The organism is Rhizomicrobium electricum (assembly GCF_011762045.1).
Lineage (GTDB): Bacteria > Pseudomonadota > Alphaproteobacteria > Micropepsales > Micropepsaceae > Rhizomicrobium > Rhizomicrobium electricum.
In genome coordinates, this window is record NZ_JAASQS010000004.1 from 372,269 (window position 1) to 389,849 (window position 17,581).

Below are 17,581 nucleotides of genomic sequence, written 5' to 3' on the forward strand. Positions count from 1 at the left end.
AGCCTCCGCCCCACGCGCTCAGGCGGTCTTCTTGCGCCGCGCCCGCCGCAGCGCGAACCCGACCGCCGGGATACCGAACGCTACCAGCGCCAGGCTGCTCGGTTCGGGCACCGAGGTGCCGATGAAGTCGCCGAGGCTGATGGTGTAGAGATCGCTGTCGCGATCATAGGCGTACGTGACCTTGGTCGGCACCAGATCCGGCACCACGTCCTGGCCGTACATGCCGGGCTGACGGATCGTGAAGCTCTCCGAGCCGATCAGGCTTTGGAAATAGGCCTGGGTCACCATCGGTTCGAGGAAGATCTCTTTGCCCTCGAAGAAGCCGTAGATGAAGGTCTGGGTGAAGCTGCCGCCGTTCCATTCGCTGCTGGTGAGATCGACGGAATGGCCGCCCATCATCGGCACCGTCGGGCCGGGCTGGCTGTAGCCGGCAGGCAGGAGTTTGGGATCGACCCCGCCGATCACGCCGCCCGGAATCGTCATGCGCTTGGAATCCGGGATGTAGTAGAAGTGCAGATCGAAATGCGGCTGATCGTAGACGCCCGCCGGTTCGTGGCCGTGCGGGTTCCATTCGAGGCCCAGCACCGTGAAGCCGGTGGCCGACGCCTGCGACGGCAGCGTGAGGAACAGTTCGCCGCCGCTGGCGCCGGGATCGCGCACCACGGCGCCGCTGACCTTATAGCCGACGGCATTGAGATGGCTGCCGGTGACATCGGCGAAAGCCGTCACCGAACCGCCGTTCAGCGAGCCGCTGGTTCCGGCGACGACGGTGGCTTGCGCCGCTGTCGCGAGGGCCGCGGCAGCAATCAGGGAATACAGGGAAAATTTCATTGATAGCTCCAGATCCGAAAGGGCGCATGCGCCCGCCCACAGTGTTATTGGAGCGCGCACCAGCAACCGTTGTGCCAGAAGCGGGAACGGCGGATTGGCTCGTCTTTTCGCAAAGCCGCAGAGCGGGATGTAAATGCCGTTATCAACTTGCAGCGTCGTTTCTCCGGTTTGCCTCGCTGCGGCGAACGATGCACAGTGCTGTCCATGAATCGGAACGAGTGCGTCATCATCGTGAACGGCGAGACGCTGCTGCTGGAACCTTCCGGCGCGGTGTGGTGGCCGGACGAGAAGACGCTCGTGCTCGCCGATCTCCATTTCGAGAAGGGCTCGTCCTATGCGCGCAGCGGCCAGTTCCTGCCGCCATACGACACCAGGGCGACCTTGAAGCGCATCGGCGCGCTGATCGCGCGGCTGCGCCCCGAGCGGGTGATCGCGCTCGGCGACTCCTTTCACGACGGCGGTGCCGGCGATCGTCTCGACGGCGAGGAGATCGCGGTGCTGTCGGGGCTGACGCGGGCGGTGCATTGGGTTTGGGTCGAAGGCAATCACGATCCCGAACCGCCCGCCTGGCTCGGCGGCACGATCAGGCCGTTCTATCAGGCGCGCGGTCTGATGTTCCGCCATATTCCGTGTACGGAACCTTGCGCCGGCGAAGTTGCGGGCCACGTCCATCCGGTGGTGCGCGTCAATCGCAACGGGCTGTCGTTGCGGCGGCGCTGTTTCGCATCGGACGGTTTGCGCCTGTTGCTGCCAGCGTTCGGCGCCTATACCGGCGGCTTCGATGTGCGCGAGGAGGCGGTGACGAGCCTGTTCGCCCGCGAGATGGCGGTCTTCGCGATGGGGCGGGAGCGGGTCTATGCCGTACGCGGCCCCTGTCACACCCTGTTGCGGAACAGGAACATGGACGCCCAGCCGAGCGCCACCGCCATCAGCACGGTGAACACGCCGTAAGTGAACGGCTTGGTGTGGGCGAACTCGAACACGCGCCGCTCGAAACCGGCCTGATCGACGTAGAATGGTGTCGATTGCGCCGCCACCACGTCGCCGTCGCGAAATAGATAGACCTCGACCGTATAAGACCCGCGCGGCACCGCGGCGGGGATCGGCACATGGACGCGGAACAGCGTCGCGCTCTGCATTTCGACGGCGCTGTCGGCCTGGATGTAGAGCCCGGCGCGCTTCTGCGCCCGCACCAGCGAAGCGATGTAGGGCCGCGCATCGCCGTCGCTCGCCGTCACGTCGGCGCGCAGATCGTTGAGCCCGAGTTCGTAGCGCCTGAGGGTTTCGCCCTCGGCGATATCGCCAAGCGGCCGCGTTGCGGTCACGAAGTAGTAGGCCGGCAGCCACATCTTGGCGCGGGCGTTGTTGATCCACAGTCCGGCGATGCGGTCCTTGCGGCGCACGGTCATCAGCGCATCGGGTCCGCGCACCACCACGACGATGTCGCGCGTTTCCTGACCCGCCGGATTTTCGACGTCGCCGAACACCGTCAGTTCCGATCCGGCGAAGGTCGAGGTGATCTGCAGATAATCCTGCGACAGGCCCGAGGTCAGCCCCTCTTCCGCCAGCGCGGGCGCGGTCAGCATCACAAGCGCGGCCAGGAGCATCCTCATGGCGTGCCTGCCGTCAGCGAATAGACGTCGTCCGGGCGCATCACCAGCTGCCACAGAAGGCCCACCGCCACCACCAGCACCAGGATCGCCATCAGGAAGCGCAGCTGCTCGCCGCGCAGCTTGGCGCCCGCGCGCACGCCGTATTGCACGCCGAAGACGCCGCCGATGACGAGGATCAGGGCCAGGAGCGTATCGACGGTGTAGTTGTCGGCGGCGTGCAGGATGGTGGTCGAGGCGGTGACGAACAGCACCTGGAACATCGAGGTTCCAACCACGACATTGGTCGGCATCCGCAAAATGTAGATCATCGCCGGAACCGACAGGAAGGCGCCGCCGACGCCAAGCACCGCCGACAGAATGCCGACGACGAAGCCCAGCACCACCGGCGGGATCACGCTGATATAGAGCCGCGACTGGCGGAAGCGCATCTTGAACGGCAGGCCGTGAATCCAGTTGTGCTGGCCGACGCGCTTGCCGGTCGGCGATTTGCCTTCCTGCCGCGCTTTCCAGGTGCGCATCGATTCCTGCAGCATGATGGCGCCGACCCAGCCGAGCAGCAGCACGTACGACGCCGAGACGGCGAATTCGGCTTGGCCCATGCGGCGCAGCACGGCGAACAGCCACACGCCGGCGGCCGAGCCGACCAGGCCCGAGGCCACCATCACCGAGCCCATCTTGAAATCGACCGTCTGGCGCTTCCAGTGCACCAGCACGCCGGAGAAGGTCACGCCCGCGATCTGATTGGCGGTCGTCGCCACCGCGACGCCGGGCGGAATGCCGTAGAAGATGAGCAGTGGGGTCAACAGAAAGCCGCCGCCGACACCGAACACGCCCGACAGAAAGCCGATTGCGAACCCGAGGCCCAGAACGACCGGCCATTGGACCGACATCTGGGCGATGGGCAGGTAGATTTCCATCGATCGGCTTTTCTTGCGGGCGGGTGACGCGGAATGCGCCGACTGTGCGCGGGTGGCGCGCAGCGGTCAACCCAAAGCCTCGCTTCGGGCTGCGCCTTTAACGTGACCGCGGCGATGAGAACACGGCGGAAGCGAGCCGTCAGCCGCGTGTCACGTCGCCGAGCGTGGGGGCAACATTGGCGCGGGCATTGAGCGGCGCGGCGCGGAAGCTGTCGGCGGCGTGCTGGGCGGCGGCACGTGCTTCGGTATCGAGCTGGCCGGCGATGGCGTTCATGCGGTTCTTGGACTCGCCGTCGTCCTGGGCCGCTGCGATGGCGTACCATTTGTAGGCGTCGACGAGGTTCTGCGGCACGCCGAGGCCGCGTTCGTACAGCACCGCGAGATTGAACTGGCTGTCCTTGAGGCCGAGATTGGCGGCCTTGAGGAACCAGCGCGACGCCTCGGCATAATCCTTCTTCACGCCGATGCCTTCGGCGTAAGCGACGGCGAGATTGTGCATCGCCTTACGGCTGCCCTGATTGGCGGCGGCGAGGTAGAGGCGCACGGCCTTGACCGGATCGGCGGCGACGCCGGTGCCGCGTTCGTAAAGCCCGCCGAGGCGGTATTGCGCCACCGGCTCGCCGGCATCGGCGGCCTTGGTCAGCCATTTGGCGGCTTCGGTTTGGTTCGGCGGCGTGCTGTCGAGGTATTTGAGGCCGACGATCAACTGGGCCCGTGCGTTGCCGGCATTGGCGGCCTGGGTCAGGCGATCGAGCGGTGCGGTCGGCGCCGGACGGGCGGCGGCGGGCTGCTGCGGATTGACGGCTTGCGCCGGTGCCGTGCTGGCCGTCTGCACCGGGGCCGGTTTGGCGGCGGCAGGCGCGGGCGTGGCGGTCGCAGGCGTAGCGGCTTGCTGCGTCGGCGGCAGCGGCGCTTCGACGGCGCTCGGATGCAGGGCCGGTGTCGCGGCGGCTTTCGGCGTGGTGGCAGCTACCGTCGTGACCGGCGGGGTGGCGGCATGATTGTTCGCAGCCTGCCAGCGCAGGAACAGCGCAGCGGTCACGAAAACGGTGATCAACACTAGAAGGCCGACCAGCAGCGGATTGGACTTCTTCTTGTCCTTGGGCGCGCCGGTGTCTTCGCTCTTGGCCGAGCCCCAGCGCAGCGCGCCGAGGGTCGAACTGCGCTCGTTTTCCTGTTCGGCGGCGGCGCGGGCCGAGCGGCGGGCGGCGGCGAGATAGGATTCGCCCGAGGCGGGCGCTTCGGCAGCGGCGTCGAGACCGGGCAGCGGCGCGAAGCCGGTGTCGGGCGGCAGTTCGAAAGTCGTCGCTTCCGCCGGCGGAGCGGCGAACGGCGGAATGGTCGCGGCCGCGGGCGGCGCGACGAAAGGCGGAGCTTCGGTGGCAAACGGCGGCGGCTCGAATGCGGCAGCTTGCGGCGGCGCGACGGGCTCGGGTGCCGGCGCAGCGGGAGGCGGCGGAGGCGCCACGACCGGCGGCGGGGTCATGACCGGCGGCGGTTCCACCGGCTTCACGGCAGCGGCACGGCGCAGTTCGGCGGCGGCTTCGCGCTGGGCGGTCTCGAGACCTTCGAGCCGGACCATCATTTTGCGCAGCGCTTCGTCGAGCGTCTGGGCGGTGTCGTCGCGGGTTTCTATGCGGTCGGCAAGATCGGCCACGCTGCGCTCGATGCCGTTGAGGCGGCGGTCGAGGACCGGATCGGACTTGCGCTCTTCGAGCCGGCGCATGCCGTCTTCGAGGCGGCCTTCCAGGCGGTTGATCGCCTCCATCGGCGACGGCGCCTGCTTCTGTTCTTCGACCGCATCGAGCGCGCGGTTGATTGAACCGGCGTGGGCTTGGCTTGCGGCTTCGACGGCGCGCAGGCGTTCGTCGATGGCGTTGAGGCGGTTTTCCAGGGTGTGATTGACCGCCATTGCGTCCTGGCGCGCCTGTCCGACGCGGCCGGCAACGGTTTCGAGATTGTCGGCCAGATTGGAAATCTGGGTGGCCGACTGGTTGGCGGTCTCGGTGATCTGATCGGCGAGGCGGGACAGGCCCTGATGCAGCGCCTTGACGGCTTCGCGCAGGCCGTCGCCCGCTTCGCGGCCTTCGACCCGGTCGAGACGGTCGGCGATATCGGCGACATGGGCGCCGAGTTGTTCGAACGCCTGGGATTGTTCGCGCGCGGCGATGTTCATCTCGACCGCGGCCTTGCTCATCACCCGGTTGCTTTCGCTCTGGGAGCGTTCCGAGGCGTCAAGGCGGCGGGCCATGCCGCGCAGCTGGTCTTCGATCCGGCGGTAGACCTCGGCGGTTTCGGTTTCGCTGCGAGCGACCCGCTCGAGCATCTCATCCGATTGAATCCGCTGCCGTTCCGGCTGGGGCCGGGGCTCGCTGTGGTAGGTCCATTGGCTGCGGGGTTCGTTCATTTCCGAGAGTTCCGACACAATACGACGCGTGAGCCATTCGCCCACGGACAGACCCTCGCGGCGCGCAGCTGCTCTCGCAGCTTCACGAGCCTCGGTGGAAATCCCCGCGACACTCCATGGCAAATCGGGCCGCATCTCGTCTCTCGTAGCGGTTCTTCCCCCCACATAAGGTAAAGGTACCCACATGTGGTGTAAAGGAAGTGGTGCAATGGAGTGCGCGGCAACCTCCGCGGTCCTCGCCGTTAGAATCCGCTTAAAGGCTTTAAGAGACCGTTAGCGCTGCCGCGGGATTTGAACCACGGCGACACCGGCGCGCTTGAGGTCCTCGTCGAGTTGGCCGGTCGCCCACTCCCACGTCATGCGGAAATCGGATGCCAGGGACCACAGCGGATAGCGGAAGGTGGCGGGACGGTTCTTCTCGACGAAGAAATGGGCGATCCAGGCCGGGCCGTAACCGGCGACCGGGACGGCGATCAGGAACCAGGGCTGGCCGAGCACGCTGCCGACGACCAGGCCGAACACGGCGACGAAGGTGCCGAAATAGTGCAGGGCGCGGGTCCGCGGGTCGGCGTGTTCGCGAAGGTAGAACAGCCAGAACGCTTCGTAGTCGGTGATGCGCGTCTCGCCTGCCATCTTCGTCCTGTCCGATCTCTTCTATTTGGCGGTCTGCCCCGGCACGATGGCGCCCCGCAGTTCGGGGGCCTTGGTTTTCTCCTTGCCCTCGCGCGGGGAGGGCACGGTCTGAACGTCCGGCGTGGCCTGTTCGCTCCGCCCGCCCATGCCCAGATCGGTGGTGAAGATCTGGGCGACGTAGATGGTATCGGCGTTCAGGGCGGCGCCGACCCCGCTCTTGTCGTAATCGGCGAAGGACAGGTTTTCGAGGTGCGGCCTGGAGGCGGCCCAGCTCTCGACGAAGCGCTTGGCGAAGATTTCGACGTCGATGTCCTGGCCGGGCGTGTAGTGCTGGGCGGCGACGTTCTCGCCCACCAGGCCCTGGAATTTGGCGTCGGCGGCCATCAACAGGCTTGCCGCGACGTGCGGGTCGCCGGCGTCGACGAACGAATTGGCTTTGGCCATCTCGGCACTGCGCTTGCGGGCGACGTCGGTGAGAGCGGGATCGAGCGCCAGGGCATGAGCCTTGGGATCGGTCTTATGCCGGGTCTCGGCCACCAGCGCGAAGATGCGTTTTTCCAGGGCCGGCATGCGGGCCGCTGGATCGGGATGGGAAGGTCCGAACAGTCCCGCGCATCCGGCGACGGCCAGTCCGAGAAACGCGCATAAAGCCGCGCGAGCGATCAAGCGTGTTGAATGCACCTCATTGCAGGAACCGTAAGCCCGCTGCTCCCATTCCGCCGCCGCCACCAACCGTGACGGCGTTCGATTTCACTTTACGCGCGCGGTGTACCGAATCCATGTGACCGGTGATCCGCAAGCTCCACATACCACGGCGCTGGGGCAAATATAGATGGCAGCTGCGAAGGTCTGATTAAGCGCCGGTTGCCAATGTCGGAAGATTTGGAACCGTGGCGTTCACGCAACCCTTTCTTGCGCGAAATCAGGCGGCCGGTTCGGCGGCGGCGGCTTTGCGCTGGCGGATGCGGACGAGAATCCGCTTGCGGAAGCGGAAATAGAACATGACCAGCAGCACGCCCTGCGCCGCGGTGGGGCCGACCAGCGCATAAACGGCCCAGAACTTCTGGGAGACGATATCGACGACGGCCAATCCCACGACACTCAAATTGACGATCGCGAGAGCGAACATCAGCGTGGCATAGGCGTAGCCGGCACGGACGATGAGACGGTCGTCAAGATTTTCGGTGACGATGGCCGGCAGATAGGGCGCCATCCAGTCCCGCCGCAGCATCACCACGCCGAGCGCCAGCCACAGGATCGACGGCTTGACCATGATGAAATAGGGCCAGTGGAACAGGATGGTGGCGCCGCCGAACATGCTGATGAGCACGAGGCTCAGCCACTGCAGGGCGCCGATCGGTTTCTTGCGGATGAGCGACCAGACGGTCTGCGCGACTACCAGCGAGATGCCGCAGCCGGTGGCGATGTAGATGTCGGTCAGAAAAAACAGGGCGACGAAGACGAACGTCCCCGCAAGGTCCCGCGCGATCGGTACGAGGGCCCTGAGCAAAATCATGACAATTCCTTTATTTCCGCCCGATCAGCGGGATAGTGCCGCCGTGCCTGTCGATATAGGTGCCGAATTGCCAAGTAAAGGTAAGCGTCGCCGCGAATAGCAAAAGCCCTGATATCGCAGCCCAGCCGGGCGACATCTGGTTGAGGATCGCGGATAGCGCGCTGATCCCGGCGAGGACGGCGTAAACCGTGGCCCAGATCGCCGTCAGCAACAGATGGGCGCGCGCGGCGCGTTCGGGCGGGTGCGGAGCCTTCAGCCAGCGGTATTGGCTGGTGAAGGGACGGCGCGACGCCATCGACCACAGGATGGCGGCGAGAAATCCCGCTTCCAGCACCAGAGCGGCGTGCGCGGCGCCGAAGTCGGAATCGGCGAAGCCGGTGTAGAGCGCCAAGGGCCCGAACAGCACCAACCCGGTGGCGTCAAACAGGCGGAGCGTCCGGGTGGCGCCGAAGGCCCGCAGGCCGATCGCGAACGCAGCGGCGAACGCCAGCCACAACGCCAGGCTGACCGACAACGGGGCCAGGGCGAAGAAAAGGAGCGAAGGCAGAAAAGCGAACATAGGGCTCGCTTCGGCTGGAGCGTTGCGAGGGATCGCGATTGACCCGTCCGGCGCGCGAAAAAGAAAAATAGAAGCCGAAAAAACAGGCAAAAAAATACCGGGCGCCCCCGCGCGGGGACACCCGGTTTGATTCAGATGCTTATTTCGCGGCGGCGGCCGGAGCGGCCGGACGGCGATTGAGGTAGGTCATCCAGAGATCGGCCACGCGAACCAGAGCCGCATCGCCGGTGAAGCCGGTCAGCGTCTGCTTGGCGCCGGCTTCGTCACCCTGACGGGTCTGGGCCATGGCGAGGACCAACTTGGCTTCCGCGACGTACGGGCCACCGGCCTTGACGGCGTTCTGGGCGGCGCGGGCGGCGTCGGCATAGCGGCCGTAGCCGTAATAGGCTTCGGCGACGCTGGTCAGGGCCTTACCGTCCTTGGCGACCTTTTCGATCTGCGGCAGGACCGGCTCGTCCTTCTTGGCGTCGGCGTTGTTCTTGGCGACCAGCGGGCCAACCTTGGCCTGGTTGAACACGCCCTTCTGGATGCCCATCTGCAGGAAGGTGCGTTCATCGCCGAAGGCCTTGACCGCATCGGCGGCGTCGGCGGCTTCGAGGAAGTTCGACGACGACCATTCGGCACCGACCAGGAGACGCAGGCGATAGATGTTGAGCGCGGCGACCTCGGCGGTGGCCTTGTTGCCCTTGGGCAGGAACTCGAGCGTGAAGTCGAGCAGATACTTCCAGTCTTCCGCCTTGCCGTAATCGCGGGCCATCATCGTCAGGCCTTTGATCTCGTTGGCGCGATCCTTGTTCTTGTCATAGGAGAAGGTCAGCAGCTGATAGAGCCCGTACTGCGGGACCTTGCCTTCGGACGTGGCCACATCGATGCCCTTCTGGGCATAGAGGATCGTGTTCGCGGTGTCGTTTTTCGAATAGTAGTACTGCGCGATCGGCGCATAGATGTCGGGGTTGGTCGCCTTGGAGTCGACGGCGATCTTGGCCAGTTCGCCGACGAGTTCGCCGTTGTTGGCTTCGGAGGCGAGCTGGATCGCGGCGCCGAGCAGGTTGGCGCGATCTTCCGGCGGGGAGGCGGGATTCTTGACCACGGCGACGAAGGCTTCACCCGCCTTCACGCGGTCGTTGGTCTGGTAGTAGGCCACGCCGAGGAAGCGGTTGATGAGGTAATTGTCGTAGTCGGTCAGGTCGCCCTTGCTCTTGGCGTCGTTGCACTGCGCGATCGCAGTGGGATAGTCCTTCGCGTTGAGGGCCTTCTGGCATTCACCGAGCGGCTTCGCGATCGATTTGCTGACCTTCGGAGCGTCAGCCTTCTCCTTATCGGCGGCTTGCGCCGGCGTGGCAACCGTCAGTGCCATCGCACAGAACGGGAGGCAGGCGATCAGTGCGGCCCGCAACAAACTCTTGCTCATGGATTCCTCACCTAGCTGTAGCGCGAAGCACCGCGCGGCGCCCGCATCGCGCATCTTGATCTACTATGCAACTTTATTATGGCGAAGACCTGCGTCGAATCTGCCAAAAAAGCGGCTATAGGATGCCGTGTTGCCGCCGGTGGTTGCAACCGGTGCCGTAAGCCCTTTTTAACCATGTGGTGCCAGCGTGGCGGGGCCTTTCCGGATGCTCCGTCATGGCCGAATTCGTCTTGGGCTCCGTCCAGCTTGGACTGCCGTACGGCGCGGCAAATCGCACCGGAAAACCCAGCCGGGAAGCCGCTGTCGCCCTGGTCCGCCGGGCGCTGGCCTGCGGCATTCGGACCATCGATACCGCGCGCGCCTATGGCGATGCCGAGGAACGGGTCGGGGAAGCGCTGTCAAACGAGCACGCCTTCGTTGTGACCAAGCTGAGTCCTCTGAGTGATGTAGGCGACGATGCTGGCATCGCCGTCGCGGCCGCGGAAGCTTCGGTGGCGCAGTCCCGTGCCGCGTTGCGCATGGAACGGCTCGATTGCCTGTTGCTCCATCGCGCCGTGCACCGGACCCAGTTCGGCGGCGCGATCTGGCAGCGGCTGCTGGCTTTGCGCGACGCCGGTACGATCGGACGGCTCGGCGTCTCGGTGCAGTCGACGGCGGAAGCGGCCGACGCGCTGACGTGTCCCGACGTGCGGCACATCCAGATGCCGTTCAATCTTCTCGATTGGCGCTGGCGCGAGGCGGGTATCGCCGATGCGCTGGCGAAGCGTCCCGACGTGACGGTGCATGTCCGCTCGGTTTTCCTGCAGGGCCTGTTGGCGGCGGGCGATCCGGCGGTGTGGCCGGTGATATCCGGTGTCGATCCGGTGGCGGTGTTGGCCGATATCGACCGGCTGGTGCGCGAACTCGGGCGCGACAGCGCGGCCGATCTCTGCCTGGCGTATGCGCGCGGTCAGGCGTTTATTGCCGGAGTGGTGATCGGACTCGAAACCGAAGCCCAACTCGACGAAAATCTGACTCTGATGCGCAATCCGCCGCTGACCCCGGCCGAATGCCGTTTTGTCGAAGACTGCCTGCCGCGCTGTCCCGAACAGCTTCTCAATCCTGCGTTATGGCCGAAAAAATGACAGACCTGTTCCGCCTCGATGGCGCCGTTGCGTTCGTTTCCGGAGCTGCCGGTCATCTCGGCCGTCCGATGGCGCGCATTCTCGGCGAGGCCGGCGCCCATGTGATCCTCAACGGCCGCAGCCGCGAAAAACTCGAAGCCTATGCCGGCGAACTGAAGGCCGACGGCATTTCATCCGAAGTGGCCCCGTTCGACGTTGCGGATACCGCCGCGGTACGCACGTTCTTTGCCTCGCGCCAACGCCTCGACGTGCTGGTCAACAACGCCATCCTGATGCAAGGCAAGCCGTTCGCGGCGCTGGAGCCGTCCGATTTCGCCGTCACCTACATGTCCGGCGTGACGGCGGTGTTCGAAGCCGCGCGTGCGGCGCTGCCGGCGCTGAAAAATGCGGCGGCCGCGGCGGGCGAAGCGCGGATCGTCAATATCGCTTCGATGTACGGCGTGGTGTCGCCCGACAAGCGCATCTATGCCAAGCCCGAGCAGGCGAGCCCGTTTCATTACGGCCCCGCCAAGGCGGCGCTGCTGCAGCTCACCCGCCATCTCGCAGCGGAATTCGCCCCCGAGCGCATCCGCGTCAACGCGTTGGTGCCGGGTCCGTTCCCGCGGCCGCAAGTGTCGGACGACGATCCGGCTTTTGCTGCGCGGCTGGCGGGCAAGACGATGCTCAACCGGTTCGGCCGCGCCGACGAGATTGCCGGTCCGCTGCTGTTTCTTGCCACCAAGGCGTCCAGTTTTGTGACCGGCGCCGCTCTTGCGGTCGATGGCGGCTGGACGGCATGGTAACGGGGCATCTCGAGAGAAGGACGGATGCTGCCTTTTCTGTCCTCGCTGATCCCCGGTCAGGACCACACCCGCTATCTCGTTGAACGGCTGAAGCGCTTCCCGTTGCTGGCCGGTCTTTCCGATGGCGCGATCCGCCGTGTGGTCGCCGAGGCGCGCTGGTTCGGATTGCCCGGCGGAGCGCGGCTCAAGCGCGACAGCAAAAACGAGACGGCGCTGTTCCTGGTCATCACCGGATCGCTCGGGGTGATGGTGGAGCATGCCGGCAGCCGCCGTCTGATCGCGCAGATTCCGCCGGGCGAGACCGTCGGCGAGGTCAGCCTCTTTACCGAAGAACATTCTGCCGAGATCGTCGCCTTGCGCGACAGCGAACTGTTGCGCATCGGTCCGCAGGCGTTCGAGGCCCTGGTCGCCAGGCATCCGCGGATGATGATCGACATGATGCGGGTGATGGCCCGCCGTCTGCTCGAAACCACCCGCGCGCCGCGCGAGCATATCCGCCCCAAAACCTTCGCCATCGTGCCGCTGCAGCAAGGGCTGGGGAACGAGCCGGTGGCGCATCGCATTGCCGCTGCACTGGTCGAGATGGGCGCCAAGGCCGCGGTGCTCGATGCCTCGGCGTCGGGGCAGTCGGCCGAGTGGTTCCACACCTTCGAAGCCGCCCACGATGTCGTGTTCTATCGCGGCGATGCGCCGGGCACGGCGTGGAGCGAAGCCTGCGTGCGTCAGGCCGACCGCCTCTATCTGTTTGCGCGCGCCGACCGGGCGCTGCCGCCGGAAACGGTACGCTCGGCCAAGGAGCGCATATCCGGCCGCCCCGAACTATTGCTTCTGCATCCGCATGGCGCCGGCGAACTGCCGGATCATTTCGCGCTCAAGAGCGATCTGTTCGAAACCCATCATCACATCCGCCAGGATCGCTCCGAGGATATCGGCCGTCTGGCGCGCTGCGTTGCGGGGCGTGCGGTGGGGCTGGTGCTCGGCGGCGGCGGCGCGCGCGGCTTTGCCCATATCGGCGTCGTCAAAGCTCTCGCCGAAGCGGGTGTGCCGTTCGATTATCTCGGCGGGGTGTCGATGGGCGCCATCGTCGCCGCCGGTCTCGCGGCCGAATGGAGTCTGGAAGAACTCGCCGACCGGCTGCGCGCCGCGTTCGTGGCGTCCAAGCCGCTGTCCGATTACACGCTGCCGCTGATCGCACTGGTGCGCGGGCGCAAGATGACCGAACTCTTGCGTACCCATTTCGGTTCGTTGCGCATCGAGGATCTGGCGCGGCCGTATTTCTGCATCTCGTCCGATCTCACCACGGGCCGCGTTCGCGAGCACTGCGCCGGCTATCTGTGGCGGGCTTTGCGCGCCAGTGCGGCGCTGCCGGGCATCGTGCCGCCGGTCAATGCGCACGGGCATTTGCTGGTCGACGGCGGAGTGATGAACAATTTGCCGGTCGATCTGATGCGCGCCCGCCGCATCGGTCCTCTGATCGCCTCCGACGTCACCGGCGAGATCGATTTCTCGGTGCGCGACAGCCGGTACGGCGAACGTCCGGTGTGGCGGCTGATCTGGCAGAGGATGCGCGGCACGCCGTCGATCTTCGATGTGCTGATGCGCTCGGGCACGGTGGGCTCGGAAGCCCAGCGCCGCTTGGTGCGCGACGAAGCCGATTTCCTGTTCGAGCCGACGCTCGAAGGTGTCGACCCGCTCGATTTCAAAAGCTTCGATCGTGCGGTGAAGGAAGGCTACGAACACGCCGCGCGCCTGATCGACAAACACGGCGTGCCGCTGACGACGCTGTGGTGCGAAGGACCGGCGGTGGCGGTGGCGAAGAGGCCCTAGATGCGCTTACCGACCGGCGCGGCTTTCGCCATGACCGGAGGCTTTGGCAGCGGCGGAAGGGTTGCGATCATACTGCCCGACTTGCCCTTGATGTATCCGCCGCGGCTGAAAACACCCGTCGCGAGGTTTCCAAGAAAGTCCAACAGATCGGCCACAAGATTGCCCATGTAGTATAGGTAGTAGCCATTTTGGCCATTTCAATGGCAAACAGAGCGGAAGAGCGGGTTGCCTTTGCGGAAGTATCGCGCGGCCTGCCGCTATTCTTCCGCGTCCGGCTTCTTGCCCGTCTTCAAATCGCGCCCGCTGTAGAGCCGCTGGCCCAGCACGGCGATCATCAGGCCGCCGATCAGAAGCGCCTTGGTGCGGATGGCGTCGGGACAGGTCATGCCCCACAGTTCGGTGATGCCGAAATAGTCGGCGAGCGCGAGCCAATAGGCGCAGCCCGATGCAAGCATCAGAGCCAGCCCTGCCGGCATCAGAATCAGACCAACGACGCGCCGCATGTCAGATGCTGTTCTGCATCATCGGACTGGGCGGCGCGGCGCCGACGATATAGTGATCGCGGCCTTGCGCATCGGTCAGCACCAGCGACGTGATCTTGGCCTTGCCGCCCGCCACGTCGAGATTGGCTTTGGCTTCGCCTTCGCCGTTCGAGCCCACCACCTTCAGCGTATAGCTCGCGGTGCTGCCGACGCCGGTTTCGGAATGGAAGCTCACCCGTTCGCGCGACATCACGGTGATGTTGCGGCCGAGCACGCTTTGGGCTTCGGGATTCTGGTTGAGCGTGGCGACGATGGTTTTGATCTGGGCGTCGTTATCCAGAACCTTGAAGAAATACCGGGCGCTGAAGGTGTAGACCGCAGCGACCACCACCACGATCGCGACCAAGGCGCCGAGGCATCCATACAAGCAACCATGGCGAGGGCGCGGCGGCGGAGCGTCTTGCTGTTCGGCGGTCTGGCTCATGGCTTTCTCGTTGCGGCGGCCCGGCTACTGTGGCACGCCATTTCCTGACATTTTCTATCCCGTCGATGACGCCAATGGAACCATTCGATTCAGTCCCCGAAACCCCGCTCGAAACCGCCCTCCGCCTGTTGGACGAGGGGGATGCGGCCAAGGCGGCGGCCCTGCTCGAAAACCTGATCGGCGAAGGCCATGGTGGGCTTCTGGCGCGGCTGACTCTGGCGCGGGCGCTGACCGCCGCGGGCGAACCCGAAAAAGCCGTTGCCGTCGCGCGCGAAACCGCCTCGCTCCATCCCGACATTGCCGAGGCCGCGCTGGGGCTTGGTGCGGCGCTGTTGGGAGCCGAGCAGTTGCCGACCGCGATTGCCGAATTCCAGCGCGCGCTGCGGCTCGATCCGGAGAACGGCGAGGCACGCTATCTGTTGGGTTGCGCCTGGCTCGAAGCGGGCGAACCGGAGCCGGCGCTGGCGGCATTCGAGGCGCTGGACGGTCTGCCCGGTCTTGCCGAACGGATTGCCGAGGCCGAAGCGATGAAGGCGCGGCCGCGTTCCGACGCCGGTTATGTCCGTCATCTGTTCGATCAGTTTTCGGCCGATTACGACAGCCGCATGCTTGGTCAGTTGTCGTACCAGGCGCCGGTGATCCTGCGCGAACTGGCGGCGCTGGTGCTGCCGGGCGAGACCGGATTGACCGTGCTCGATCTCGGCTGCGGCACCGGTCTTTCTGGCGCTGCGTTCCGCGACCGCGCTGCTCGTCTGGTCGGCGTCGATCTCAGTCCGGCGATGATCGCCAAGGCGCGCGAACGCGGCGTTTATGACGAGTTGAATGTCGCCGACATCGAAGCCGGGTTGGGCATCGAGACATACGATCTCGTCGTCGCCGCCGACACGCTGGTCTATCTCGGCGATCTCGACTCCACCTTCGCCAAGGTCGCGACGGCGCTGAAATCCGACGGCACTTTCCTGTTCACGGTGGAATCCAAAGACGGCGACGGTTTCGAACTCGGGCCCAAGCGTCGCTGGCGTCATTCCGAAGCCTATTTGCGCGCACAAGCGGCGGCGCATGGTTTTGCGGTCGCCGGATTGATGGCCTGCGTGCCGCGCCAGGAAGCGCACGTAGCTGTGAACGGCTATGCCGTGGCGCTGACCAAGTCCGCTCCGCTACAACGCTCCTGAATGGAGGGCGTTATGACGAAAAGGATCGGCATTCTGGTGTTCGACGACGTCGAGGAACTCGATTTCGCGGGGCCGTGGGAAGTGTTCACCATGGCCAACGAAGTTGCCGCGCATCTCGGCCAAGAGCCCGCCCACGACGTCAAGCTGATCGCCGAGCGCGATGCGCCGGTTCGTTGTGCCCACGGATTGAGGGTGCTTCCCGATCTCACCACCGCGGCCTGCGACAAACTGGACATATTGCTGGTGCCTGGCGGGCAGGGCACGCGGCGCGAAGTGCTCAATCCGGCGTTGCTGACTTGGATTGCCGGGATTTCCGCGCGAGCCGAGTGGGTCACCAGTGTTTGTACGGGGGCGCTGCTGTTGTGTGCGGCGGGACCGGCCCGCGGCAAACGGGTCACCACCCATTGGGCGTTTGTCGAAACCCTGCGCGGGCGCGGCGAAGCCTCTGAAGTCGTGGCGGATTGTCGTTATGTTCGCGACGGTAACTTGGTTACTTCGGCCGGCGTTTCGGCCGGGATCGACATGGCGCTGTGGCTGACCGGTGTTCTTCACGGCACAGATTTCGCCCATGCCGTTCGCCGTGCGATGGAATACGATCCGGCACCACCGGTGTAACGTGACGCGGGCGAGTGCTTTGTCCGCCCGCTCAATCTGTGCTTATCTCGGACCCGGTTGGGGACGTACTCACATCCAGGGGAGTTTCAGGAACATGTTGAAGAGCGTTTGTCTGGTTGGTGCCGTTCTGATGTTTGCAAGTCCCGCGCTGGCCGAAACGTGCGGTTCGGCTCCGATTGCGCCCGCGATTCCGGGTGCGAGTGCGGTTGCCGGCAAGCCGGGCGAAGAAGCCACCAAGATCAAGCACGACGCCTTCGTGCAGGTGAAGGACTATCAGGGCCGGCTGAAGCCGTTCCGCGAATGCCTCATCAAGCAGACCTCCGACGTTAAGGCCGAAGCCGAAAACGGCAAGGACGACAGCGCCAAGAAGGCCGCGCAGGCCAAGATGGCCGATTTGCAGAAGGCCTACGACAAGACCGTGGATGACGAGACCAAGACCGTCCAGGAATACGTCGCCCTGCAGACCGCGGTCTGCAAGATCATCGACTGCACGCCGAAGAAATAAGACCGCGTCCCCAACGGACATGGATTAGCCCCGGTCGGGTTCCCCGGCCGGGGTTTTGGCGTTCGGGACGGATGGCGTCGAATCACCTATCATCGCGCCATGATTGAGCCGGACATGGCGACCAGACGGTCGGAACGGCGCGCGCGCGAGCACTTGGCCACGCGCGCTGCGATTCTCGAAGCCGCGCGGCGGGTGGCGGCCCGCGACGGGGCCCGCGATCTTTCCTTGCGCGGTGTCGCCGCGGAAGCCGGTTTCGCGCCGGCCGCGCTCTACAGCTATTTTGCCGGCAAGGACGAGCTGCTGCTGGCACTCGCCGCCGAGGATTTGAGTTCCATCGCCCGCGCCATGCGCGGCGCGGCGGCCGGTCACGAAGGCAAAGGCAAGCTAGCGGCCGCAGCGTCGGCGGCGCTCGATCTGCTCCGCACCACCGAGACCATTGCCGCCGGATCGGCGGCGCTGCCGTCCTCGGCGGGAACCGGCGAAGCCGAGCGTCTGTTCAACGGCCGCATGATCGCCGCGCTGAAGGTGCTGTCCGAAATCTCGGGACAAAGCGCCGACAGCCGCGACGCCCAATGCGACGTGCTGTTGATGGGCGCCGCGCTCAGCGGACTGGCGCTGCTGTCCCGCGCCGGCCGGCTCGACGTGCTGGGATTTTCGATCGACGAAGTCCTGGCCCGCCTGGAAGCGCGTTTCTCGTAGCGAC

Annotated in this window: 20 protein-coding genes; 8 read left to right on the forward strand and 12 right to left on the reverse strand. The window is 65.5% G+C overall.

From position 1 onward, the window contains the following. Nucleotides 1-18 precede the first annotated feature (18 nt). Nucleotides 19-831, reverse strand: coding sequence for a PEP-CTERM sorting domain-containing protein (locus FHS84_RS09865; RefSeq protein WP_166933561.1), 813 nt, complete (start codon nt 829-831; stop codon nt 19-21). Nucleotides 832-1,035: 204 nt separating this feature from the next. On the opposite strand from FHS84_RS09865, the gene pdeM reads away from it, so the two are divergent. Further along, nucleotides 1,036-1,782 (forward strand): ligase-associated DNA damage response endonuclease PdeM, encoded by a 747-nt coding sequence (gene pdeM / locus FHS84_RS09870; protein ID WP_166933563.1) that lies wholly within the window; start codon nt 1,036-1,038, stop codon nt 1,780-1,782. Here the strand turns inward: pdeM and FHS84_RS09875 are convergent. From FHS84_RS09875 to FHS84_RS09910, 8 genes are all read right to left on the reverse strand, one after another. Continuing rightward, nucleotides 1,707-2,444 (reverse strand): TIGR02186 family protein, encoded by a 738-nt coding sequence (locus tag FHS84_RS09875; RefSeq protein ID WP_166933566.1) that lies wholly within the window; start codon nt 2,442-2,444, stop codon nt 1,707-1,709. The genes pdeM and FHS84_RS09875 overlap by 76 nt on opposite strands. Beyond that, entirely contained in the window at nt 2,441-3,361 is a 921-nt protein-coding gene (locus FHS84_RS09880; protein ID WP_166933568.1) for a sulfite exporter TauE/SafE family protein, read from the reverse strand. Before FHS84_RS09880 ends, FHS84_RS09875 begins: the two co-directional genes overlap by 4 nt. 139 nt (nt 3,362-3,500) lie before the next feature. Continuing rightward, the gene (locus FHS84_RS09885; protein WP_166933573.1) at nt 3,501-5,768 is read right to left on the reverse strand and encodes an SEL1-like repeat protein; all 2,268 of its coding nucleotides are present in this window, start codon (nt 5,766-5,768) and stop codon (nt 3,501-3,503) included. Nucleotides 5,769-6,041: 273 nt separating this feature from the next. Continuing rightward, nucleotides 6,042-6,401 carry an Mpo1-like protein gene (locus FHS84_RS09890; RefSeq protein WP_166933577.1) on the reverse strand — a complete coding sequence of 120 codons (360 nt, stop codon included), beginning with the start codon at nt 6,399-6,401 and terminating at the stop codon, nt 6,042-6,044. Between the two features lie 21 nt (nt 6,402-6,422). Then, the gene (locus FHS84_RS09895) at nt 6,423-6,971 is read right to left on the reverse strand and encodes a CAP domain-containing protein (RefSeq protein WP_166933581.1); all 549 of its coding nucleotides are present in this window, start codon (nt 6,969-6,971) and stop codon (nt 6,423-6,425) included. Between the two features lie 352 nt (nt 6,972-7,323). After that, nucleotides 7,324-7,917 carry an inner membrane-spanning protein YciB gene (locus FHS84_RS09900; protein ID WP_166933583.1) on the reverse strand — a complete coding sequence of 198 codons (594 nt, stop codon included), beginning with the start codon at nt 7,915-7,917 and terminating at the stop codon, nt 7,324-7,326. A 10-nt stretch (nt 7,918-7,927) separates the two neighbouring features. Continuing rightward, nucleotides 7,928-8,476 carry a hypothetical protein gene (locus tag FHS84_RS09905; protein ID WP_166933586.1) on the reverse strand — a complete coding sequence of 183 codons (549 nt, stop codon included), beginning with the start codon at nt 8,474-8,476 and terminating at the stop codon, nt 7,928-7,930. Nucleotides 8,477-8,615: 139 nt separating this feature from the next. Beyond that, complete coding sequence (locus FHS84_RS09910; RefSeq protein ID WP_166933589.1) at nt 8,616-9,887, reverse strand: hypothetical protein; 1,272 nt, start codon at nt 9,885-9,887, stop codon at nt 8,616-8,618. A 215-nt stretch (nt 9,888-10,102) separates the two neighbouring features. Between FHS84_RS09910 and FHS84_RS09915 the strand changes: the two genes are divergently transcribed. From FHS84_RS09915 to FHS84_RS09925, 3 genes are read left to right on the forward strand one after another with little or no spacing between them, the layout of a single operon-like run. Beyond that, the gene (locus tag FHS84_RS09915; RefSeq protein WP_166933591.1) at nt 10,103-11,011 is read left to right on the forward strand and encodes an aldo/keto reductase; all 909 of its coding nucleotides are present in this window, start codon (nt 10,103-10,105) and stop codon (nt 11,009-11,011) included. Continuing rightward, complete coding sequence (locus tag FHS84_RS09920; protein ID WP_166933593.1) at nt 11,008-11,793, forward strand: SDR family NAD(P)-dependent oxidoreductase; 786 nt, start codon at nt 11,008-11,010, stop codon at nt 11,791-11,793. Before FHS84_RS09915 ends, FHS84_RS09920 begins: the two co-directional genes overlap by 4 nt. 24 nt (nt 11,794-11,817) lie before the next feature. Beyond that, nucleotides 11,818-13,620 (forward strand): patatin-like phospholipase family protein, encoded by a 1,803-nt coding sequence (locus FHS84_RS09925; RefSeq protein ID WP_166933596.1) that lies wholly within the window; start codon nt 11,818-11,820, stop codon nt 13,618-13,620. Here FHS84_RS09925 and FHS84_RS09930 read toward each other — a convergent pair. From FHS84_RS09930 to FHS84_RS09940, 3 genes are all read right to left on the reverse strand, one after another. Continuing rightward, the gene (locus tag FHS84_RS09930) at nt 13,617-13,775 is read right to left on the reverse strand and encodes a hypothetical protein (RefSeq protein WP_166933599.1); all 159 of its coding nucleotides are present in this window, start codon (nt 13,773-13,775) and stop codon (nt 13,617-13,619) included. The two genes, FHS84_RS09925 and FHS84_RS09930, sit on opposite strands and share 4 nt — an antisense overlap. 102 nt (nt 13,776-13,877) lie before the next feature. Beyond that, nucleotides 13,878-14,123 (reverse strand): hypothetical protein, encoded by a 246-nt coding sequence (locus FHS84_RS09935; protein WP_166933603.1) that lies wholly within the window; start codon nt 14,121-14,123, stop codon nt 13,878-13,880. A gap of 1 nt (nt 14,124) precedes the next feature. Further along, entirely contained in the window at nt 14,125-14,586 is a 462-nt protein-coding gene (locus FHS84_RS09940) for a cytochrome c oxidase assembly factor Coa1 family protein (protein ID WP_166933604.1), read from the reverse strand. Nucleotides 14,587-14,660: 74 nt separating this feature from the next. Here FHS84_RS09940 and FHS84_RS09945 point away from each other — a divergent pair, with 74 nt between their 5' ends. The 4 genes from FHS84_RS09945 (at nt 14,661) to FHS84_RS09960 (ending at nt 17,577) form a co-directional block, all read left to right on the forward strand. Beyond that, complete coding sequence (locus FHS84_RS09945) at nt 14,661-15,758, forward strand: class I SAM-dependent DNA methyltransferase (RefSeq protein WP_166933606.1); 1,098 nt, start codon at nt 14,661-14,663, stop codon at nt 15,756-15,758. Between the two features lie 12 nt (nt 15,759-15,770). After that, the gene (locus tag FHS84_RS09950; protein ID WP_166933608.1) at nt 15,771-16,373 is read left to right on the forward strand and encodes a DJ-1/PfpI family protein; all 603 of its coding nucleotides are present in this window, start codon (nt 15,771-15,773) and stop codon (nt 16,371-16,373) included. A gap of 94 nt (nt 16,374-16,467) precedes the next feature. Next, nucleotides 16,468-16,878, forward strand: coding sequence for a hypothetical protein (locus FHS84_RS09955; protein WP_166933610.1), 411 nt, complete (start codon nt 16,468-16,470; stop codon nt 16,876-16,878). Between the two features lie 114 nt (nt 16,879-16,992). Continuing rightward, nucleotides 16,993-17,577 carry a TetR family transcriptional regulator gene (locus FHS84_RS09960; RefSeq protein ID WP_166933612.1) on the forward strand — a complete coding sequence of 195 codons (585 nt, stop codon included), beginning with the start codon at nt 16,993-16,995 and terminating at the stop codon, nt 17,575-17,577. Nucleotides 17,578-17,581: the final 4 nt, after the last annotated feature.